Raw genomic sequence first — 6,779 nt, 5'->3', positions numbered from 1 at the left:
ACCGGCGCCGCACCGCCCCCCGCCTCCGCACCCGCCGGCCAGGCCGGCAACGCCCCCACCCAACCCGCCGCCTCCACCACCACCGGCGGCAACCAAAGCGGCGGCCAGAGCGGCGGTACGACCCCCGCCGGAAAGACCTCCGCAGGCCAGGGCAGCACCGGCACCGGCACCACTGGCGGGGCCGGAGCCGGCGACAACGGCTCGATCGGCAAGTGCCGCACCGACGACCTCAGGGCCACCGCGCAGGACGCCACCATCAGCGGCGACGACGAACTCACCGTCATGGTGACGTTCAAGAACATCGGCCACAACTGCACGATGTCCGGATTCGCGGGCGTCGACCTCCAGACCGCCAAGGGGCCCCTGTCCGCCGAGCGCCTCGGCGCCCCGGCCGACCCGTTCGTCCTCAAGAGCGACAAGTCCGTGTCCTTCGGCGTCACCTACCCCAGCGGAGCCACCGGCGACTACGGCGTCAAGGTCACGGGCCTGCGGGTCACCCCGCCCGGAGAGACCAGGACCATCACCCTGAACTGGCCCGGCACCCCCACCGTGCCGGTCGTCGACGGCGCCGGCTCCCCGATCAACGTCGGCCCCATGGGCGGCGCCGGCCAGGGCGGCTGACCCACACCCGCGCAACACCGACGCACACCCCGGGCCCCGCCCCACCGCTTCAAGCGGTGGGGCCCCTGCCCACAGACCCACAGACACCGGACAGGCCCTGATCCCGATGAGGGCTCAGGGCTTGAGCGTGAAGGTGAAGTCGTCGGAGAGCTTGCCGTTCAGCCGGACCGCCGAGACGACTCTCCCCTCCACGATCAGCCGCTCGACCTCGGCCCGGGAAAGACCGCAACCTTCGGCGATCAGTCGCCCCGGCCGGACCGGGATCCGCGCCGCGAAGCGGACCGAGACGTCGATCACCTCGCGGTCGGAACAATCCGATCCGCCGGTGTCGAGGCGCCAGGCGCCGTCCCAGTCGAGGGCGATGCGATTACGGCGCCGTAGGACCGGATCCTGGAGCAACTCGGCCGTCAGGCCGGGGTCGTTGTCATGCAGCCGGTCGAGCAGTTCAGGTCGTACGGAGCGCACATTCATCCGCTCCAGGACCGTGAGCTTGGCCGTTTCCCCGCAGGCGATACAGAGCGCGAGGAGCCAGGCGTCGATGAGCTTGTGGTTTGCGTTGACGCGGAATTTGCCGCTTGCCCGGAAGCGCTCGGACGCGCACGCGTGACAACGGCGGAGAACGAGCGGCAGGCAGGTGGGTACGACCACCCAGTTTTCGAGCACAGAAGTACACCGGTTCCAGTGAGAAGTCGGCAGCAAAAAGCAGCGCGGCGCACATGTGCGGCGACGCGCGACGATTCATCGCTCGGGAGGTCTCACAGGGTGTACAACGGCACGTCCTTGCCCAGACGACTGGATTCGGCAGCACGGTAGGGCGCACGGGGGCGCAACTCCACCGGTTTTCGGGCGCCGCATCGCCGGGCCTCGAAACTCTTCGGCCGGGCCTGGGCACGACAAAAGCCCCGTCACAGCGGCTGGACCGGGTGTGACGGGGCCTGGGTCGGCTCACGAAGGCTTCGATCGCCTCGAAGATGTCGCGGTCGGTTTCCTGTTGCCGGGCCGGCGGATCGCGCCGGTCGGCGACACGGCAGGGCTCGGGCTCGCCCGGTAAGCGACGCGGTGGGCGGTGCGTCAGGTGCTGATCGTGGCGACGGGTTCGAGGCCGTAGGTGCGGGCATAGCCGTTCTCGGTGCCGACGAGGAGGTCGAGGACCTCGAAGTAGCGGTCCCAGAAAGGGGTTTCGCGTAGTGCGTCGATGAGGAGCCGGTAGGCGTGGTGGTCGTCGGCTTCCCACACCCAGACGTCGGTGACGCGTGCGGAGTAGAACTCCGTGTCGTAGAAGCGTGACCGGACGCCGGAGGTCTTCGCCTTGATGGCCGGCAGCACGTGGGTGGTGAAGGCTTCCACGCGTTCCGGGACGGTCAGGGCGAGCCACTCGGCTGTGGTCTTGACCAGCATGAACGCCGTGATCGGCGGTTCGGTCTTTTCAGCGGGCATCGGGGTGCCTCCAATATGGCAGGTGGTGTGGGCGCGCCACGGCAGGTGGTGTGGGCGCGCCGGGCTCTGCGTGTTCCGGCGCCGGGTACCGGACTTCAGGAGTCGACGGCGGGCTTGAGGGTCTGCGCGCACCACTGCTCGAAGCTGGTGGGAGAGGCGGTGTCCGGGGTGCGGGCGACGCCGGCGTCGAGGCCCTCGTCCTTGGCCCGCTTCATGTCGACGATGCCCTGGACGAACTCCTCGTTGAGGCCGTAGCCGACGAGCGTGGCGTACATCTCCTCGAGCGACTGGCGCTCGTAGCGGACGGGGCGGCCGAGTTGTTCGGTCATGATGCGGGCCAGGTCGTTGGGGGACAGGTCCTGCGGCCCGAGGACCGCGACGCTGCCGGTGCCGGTCCAGGAGCGGTCCAGCAGCAGGCCGGCGGCGGTGGCCGCGATGTCGGCGACCGCGACGAAGGGGGCCTTGCGGTCGGCGTCGACGGTGTCGATGAACAGGCCCTGCTCGCGGATCGAGTCCACCTCCTCCAGGAGGTTCTCGAAGAAGGACGGGTTGGCCAGGGCCCGGTAGGCGACGCCGGCGTCGGCGATGAGGTCGTCCATGGCGAGGGAGGCGGTGACGAGGCCGGCTCGGTCGGCGAGCCCAGTGCCGCGGCCGAGCGCGGAGACGCCGACGACGTGGCCGACGCCGTGGGCGGCGAGCGCCTTGGCGGCGGGGCGGGTGAAACCGGTCCAGCCGTCCTGGGGGGTCAGGGAGGAGTCCGGGGGGACGAGCCAGAACACGGCGTCCGCACCCTCGAAGGCCCGGTCCAGGACCTCGGCGTCCGCGTGCGAGCCGGTGACCACGTCGACGCGTCCGCGCGCTTCGTCCGGAAGCCGGGCGGGATCACGCACGATCACGCGCAGTTCCTCGCCCGCGACGGGGGCGGACTCCAGGAGCAGCGAGAGCAGGTGACGGCCGATGTTCCCGGTGGGTGCAGTGATGACGATCATGAAAACCTCGTAGGTCGCGCCGGTTCGTTACGCCTGGATCCTGCTGAGGATTTCGGTGCTGCCACAATGGGAACTTCGGCACGGAATCATTGACTGAAATGGAATAATGCTGGTGAGCAGCCCGGATCCGGTCATCGACGCCAATCTCGCCATCGCGCTGGATGCCCTGCTGGCCGAGAACAGCGTGACCCGCGCCGCCGCACGCCTGCACACCTCGCCCGCCGCGATGAGCCGCACCCTCGCCCGGCTGCGCCGCATCCTTCAGGACCCCCTCCTGGTCCGGGCCGGACAGACCATGGTTCCCACCCCACGCGCCCAGGCCCTGCGTGAGGAGGCGGCCTCCGTGGTCCGCAGCCTCGGCGCGCTGCTCAGCCCCGGGGCGAGCGTCGATCCCGCGGGCCTGAGCAGCACCTTCACCCTCCAAGCCGCCGACCTGGTCGGCGCGGCACTGGCTCCCGGACTGCTGCAACTGGGCCGGCGGGAGGCGCCGGGGGTCTCGTTCCGGATCCTGGCCGAAGACCTGGAGGCCGGACCCGCCCTGCGCGACGGCCGGATCGACCTGGAGGTCGGATCCATCGACCACGTGGACCCCGAAACCCGGGTCGAGGAACTGGTCGGCCTCCGCATGGTGGCGGCCGTCCGGCCCGGCCATCCGCTCACCGAGGGGCCGCTGACCCCGGCCCGGCTTGCCGCCGCCCAGCACGTCGCGGTCAGCCGCCGGGGCCGGTTCACCGGCCCCCTCGACACGGCCCTGGGCGAGCGGAACCTCCGCCGGCGGGTCAGCGTCGTCCTCCCCAGCCACCTGGCGGCGATGACCCTCGCCGCCCGCAGCGACGTCGTCTGCCTCGTGCCCGCCGCACTCCCCGGCGCCGCCCCCTCGCCGCTCACCCACGACGCCGACGCCCTCGGACTGCACCTCCTCGACATGCCCCTGGAACTGCCCCCGGTGACCATCGGCATGGCCTGGCACCCCCGACACACAGCCGACGGCGCCCACCACTGGCTCCGCAACACCGTCCGCCGAACCCTCTGCCCCCCGACCCCAACCCCCGAGACCACCGCGGCGAACACGCCCGACCCGGAGTAGTACGGCACCACCCGGCCCCGACGGACGCATGCGCGTTGCCAGCAATCCAAGGTGCGTGCGCGCCCGCCCGTCGGCACGCCCCTCACCCCGTCCGGCTCGGCATCCTTGATGGGCCGGCGGCCCGTCAAGTGTGTACACCGGGCTCGTGGCGAAGCCTTGGCGCATTACGGAGCGCGTGTGTATTGCTTCGCGCGCCGTCTTGTTGCTCTCGACGCCCGAACGACACACTTGAGCACAGACCCTCTGACCCGCATGGACGTAGGGGTCGGGCTCTGCGCTGCATCGGTTGCACGACGAAGCCCCGCCACGTGAGGTGATGGGGCTCGGTCGGCTGGTGGATCAGGCAGCGAGCAACGTGGACAGCAGCGCGAACCAGGATGCGGGGACGACGACCAAGTGGCCGACGCTCAGGTCCTTCGAGTCCCGGTCACGTACGACGGAGAAGCCCGGGGCGACCTCCACGCACTCCGCACGACCTTCCCGATCGGGAGCCTCCATGTGCATGTTCGCCGAACTGCTGCTATCTGCACACGGATCACTGAACCGCGTCGTCGGTTCGGCGGACGAGAGGAAGAACCGGGCGGCTGGGACTCCGTCGGCTGACCACAGCCGGTGCGGTTCGTAGGCCGTCTTCCAAAGCCCGAACCGTTCCGTCTTCGGCTGACCGTCACTCCCGAGCCGTAAAGCCGAGCAGTCCGACATGATCGTCCGGACAAGTTCTAGTCGTTGCCGCTGCCGCCACGGGGCTGTGCCCCCAGCGGGTTCCAGTCACGGGCGTACTCGGCCAGCTTCCGGAAGAACACCGGCGGCGGGACGACTTTGCCCGCATCCCCGATCGGTGACGGCTCCAGCGGTATCAGCAGGTCTGCATGCGAGGAGTGCAACCACAGCGCGTTCTGATACATCGCCGGGATCCGTAGCAGCCGCAGATCGAACCCGGCGTTCGCGAGCTGCGGTAACGCCCGCGCCGCTTTCACCGCACCAGCGGTGGATGCCACGATTTGTCCCTCACTGAAGGACGGTTCCCCAGCTCCCTCCGGCTGTTCCGGGCCCTCGGGGCTCTCGGCACTGGCGATCACTTCACCCCCGGACTCCACCAGGAAGCGCCAGCCCATTGGCCGCGCCCGGTCCAGACTGCCACCGGCCTCGGCGGCGTCGGGTCCCATGACGAACACCTGGTGTGGTGTTGACAGTTCCAGATCCTCCACGCGAGCCGCGCCCAGCTTCTGCAGGCCGGCCCCGTGACCTCTCGCTACCACGCCGAGCGTTGAGCGCGTCTTGTCCCGCGCCCGCACCGGCGGGTCAGGCATATTCAGTGGCATGACGGCTCCCTAAGGCTCGGTGGTGTAGCTGTTGATCCATTCTCCGTTGCCGGAGTACCGCATGCAGAAGTCGGCATAGGTGTAATTCTCGACGCTTCCGCCATTACCCGGATCGTATATGACGACGCGATCCACTCCGCCCACGGATTGGTAGCCGTAAATGAGGACGATGTGCCCCGGCCAGAGCCTATCCCCCACTCTCCAGTGCAGATCCACGAGGATCGGCCGGTTCTGTGTCACCTGCGCTCTTACCTCGGCCACCGTCAAGGGGCGATTGAACACGCGATGCGTGAGACCCATCAATTCCATGGGTCGGTCTGGCCACGAGCCCTGGTTGCAGACACCGCCACCGCCCCCCGGCATTGCCGGCGCCGGACAACATTGGGCACCCGCGTTCCCGCGGTCAATGGCCAATGCGGTGGCCAGCCGGCACTGAGTCCAATCGGACTGCGGGCGATAGTAGCGCTCGACGCTGACCGAGCACGCGTCCCAGCACCAGTTGGTCCGCTGCTGGTGCTGGCCTTGGAAGCCGACCACGACTTGGTCGACCTTCGAGAGAAAGAATTTCTCATAGAGGCCGCCTCCGGTAGTCGTGCCGAACTGGCAGTTGACCGTCCCACCGGGCTCGGCGACCACCCCGGAACCATCCATGCGCATAAAGACTTTCGCGAAGGATGTGGATTCGAATGAGAACGAGCCGTTCGGCTGCTGCTGTAGACGGAACTTCTCGTCCGAGCCGCCCCTGGCGTTGAACTGGCAGTTTACGAGCCCGCCGCCCTGACCGGCGGGGGCGGTGAATCCCGGAGCCGTCATGCGTAAGTAGACATTCGGAAATGCCACCGACTCCACGGAGTACGACCCGTCGCCCTGGCGCCACAGTTTGAACGACTCGTAGGAACCTGCCCCGGGTGAGCAGTTCACCGTCCCGCCGCCATTGGCGGTCTGGGTGGTTACTCCGCTGCCGTTCATGCGCAGGTGAATGTTCTCGAAGTGTGCCGATCTGATGGTAATCGGTGAATCCCCGAGCGTGGCGAGATCAGCTTCGGTCAGGTTGGTCATCGACAATGCCCTCCTCATGGTCGATCAAGCCACCGACGCCTGGAAGGCGCGTGGTGGGTTCCTCATCGTTCTACAGGTGACAAGATCGTTACAAGAGGTGAAAATCCGCCTTACTGTGGTAATCAGCGGCTGAAATCTATAATGTCCTTCATGTGGCTTGCCGGTGTGCTAAGAAGTCGTTTCATTTGGGGTGTTCGCTATTCTGGCGGGTGTGACGACGCTTGTGGAGCGGCTGGTGCCGGACGAGTTGTGGGAGTTGTTCGA

The 6,779-nt window shown here is 68.2% G+C and carries 8 protein-coding genes; 2 read left to right on the top strand and 6 right to left on the bottom strand.

Annotated elements, in window-relative coordinates:
• Nucleotides 1–621 (top strand): DUF4232 domain-containing protein (locus tag ACIRL2_RS51130; protein WP_402242649.1); only part of this gene is annotated, 621 nt, incomplete at its 5' end.
• 114 nt (nt 622–735) lie between these two features.
• Here ACIRL2_RS51130 and ACIRL2_RS51125 read toward each other — a convergent pair.
• The 3 genes from ACIRL2_RS51125 to ACIRL2_RS51115 form a co-directional block, all read right to left on the bottom strand.
• On the bottom strand, nt 736–1,284 hold the full coding sequence (locus ACIRL2_RS51125; protein WP_395859481.1) for a DUF1062 domain-containing protein: 549 nt from the start codon (nt 1,282–1,284) through the stop codon (nt 736–738).
• Between the two features lie 408 nt (nt 1,285–1,692).
• Complete coding sequence (locus tag ACIRL2_RS51120; RefSeq protein WP_395859480.1) at nt 1,693–2,058, bottom strand: darcynin family protein; 366 nt, start codon at nt 2,056–2,058, stop codon at nt 1,693–1,695.
• Nucleotides 2,059–2,153: 95 nt separating this feature from the next.
• Nucleotides 2,154–3,047, bottom strand: coding sequence for an NAD(P)H-binding protein (locus tag ACIRL2_RS51115; RefSeq protein ID WP_395859479.1), 894 nt, complete (start codon nt 3,045–3,047; stop codon nt 2,154–2,156).
• 106 nt (nt 3,048–3,153) lie between these two features.
• Here ACIRL2_RS51115 and ACIRL2_RS51110 point away from each other — a divergent pair, with 106 nt between their 5' ends.
• On the top strand, nt 3,154–4,134 hold the full coding sequence (locus ACIRL2_RS51110; RefSeq protein WP_395859478.1) for a LysR family transcriptional regulator: 981 nt from the start codon (nt 3,154–3,156) through the stop codon (nt 4,132–4,134).
• Between the two features lie 339 nt (nt 4,135–4,473).
• Here ACIRL2_RS51110 and ACIRL2_RS51105 read toward each other — a convergent pair whose 3' ends face one another.
• From ACIRL2_RS51105 to ACIRL2_RS51095, 3 genes are all read right to left on the bottom strand, one after another.
• The gene (locus ACIRL2_RS51105; RefSeq protein WP_395859477.1) at nt 4,474–4,632 is read right to left on the bottom strand and encodes a DUF397 domain-containing protein; all 159 of its coding nucleotides are present in this window, start codon (nt 4,630–4,632) and stop codon (nt 4,474–4,476) included.
• Between the two features lie 221 nt (nt 4,633–4,853).
• Entirely contained in the window at nt 4,854–5,456 is a 603-nt protein-coding gene (locus ACIRL2_RS51100; RefSeq protein WP_395859476.1) for a hypothetical protein, read from the bottom strand.
• 9 nt (nt 5,457–5,465) lie between these two features.
• Entirely contained in the window at nt 5,466–6,515 is a 1,050-nt protein-coding gene (locus tag ACIRL2_RS51095) for a C39 family peptidase (protein WP_395859475.1), read from the bottom strand.
• Nucleotides 6,516–6,779 lie beyond the last annotated feature (264 nt).

Source organism: Embleya sp. NPDC127516 (assembly GCF_044765325.1).
GTDB lineage: Bacteria > Actinomycetota > Actinomycetes > Streptomycetales > Streptomycetaceae > Embleya.
This window is presented reverse-complemented; position numbering and strand designations above follow the sequence as displayed.

Coding starts and splice junctions, on each gene's coding strand:
- ACIRL2_RS51095 (WP_395859475.1), bottom strand. CDS start 6,515: ATGACCAACCTGACCGAAGCTGATCTCGCCACGCTCGGGGATTCACCG.
- ACIRL2_RS51110 (WP_395859478.1), top strand. CDS start 3,154: ATGCTGGTGAGCAGCCCGGATCCGGTCATCGACGCCAATCTCGCCATC.
- ACIRL2_RS51120 (WP_395859480.1), bottom strand. CDS start 2,058: ATGCCCGCTGAAAAGACCGAACCGCCGATCACGGCGTTCATGCTGGTC.
- ACIRL2_RS51105 (WP_395859477.1), bottom strand. CDS start 4,632: ATGGAGGCTCCCGATCGGGAAGGTCGTGCGGAGTGCGTGGAGGTCGCC.
- ACIRL2_RS51100 (WP_395859476.1), bottom strand. CDS start 5,456: ATGCCACTGAATATGCCTGACCCGCCGGTGCGGGCGCGGGACAAGACG.
- ACIRL2_RS51115 (WP_395859479.1), bottom strand. CDS start 3,047: ATGATCGTCATCACTGCACCCACCGGGAACATCGGCCGTCACCTGCTC.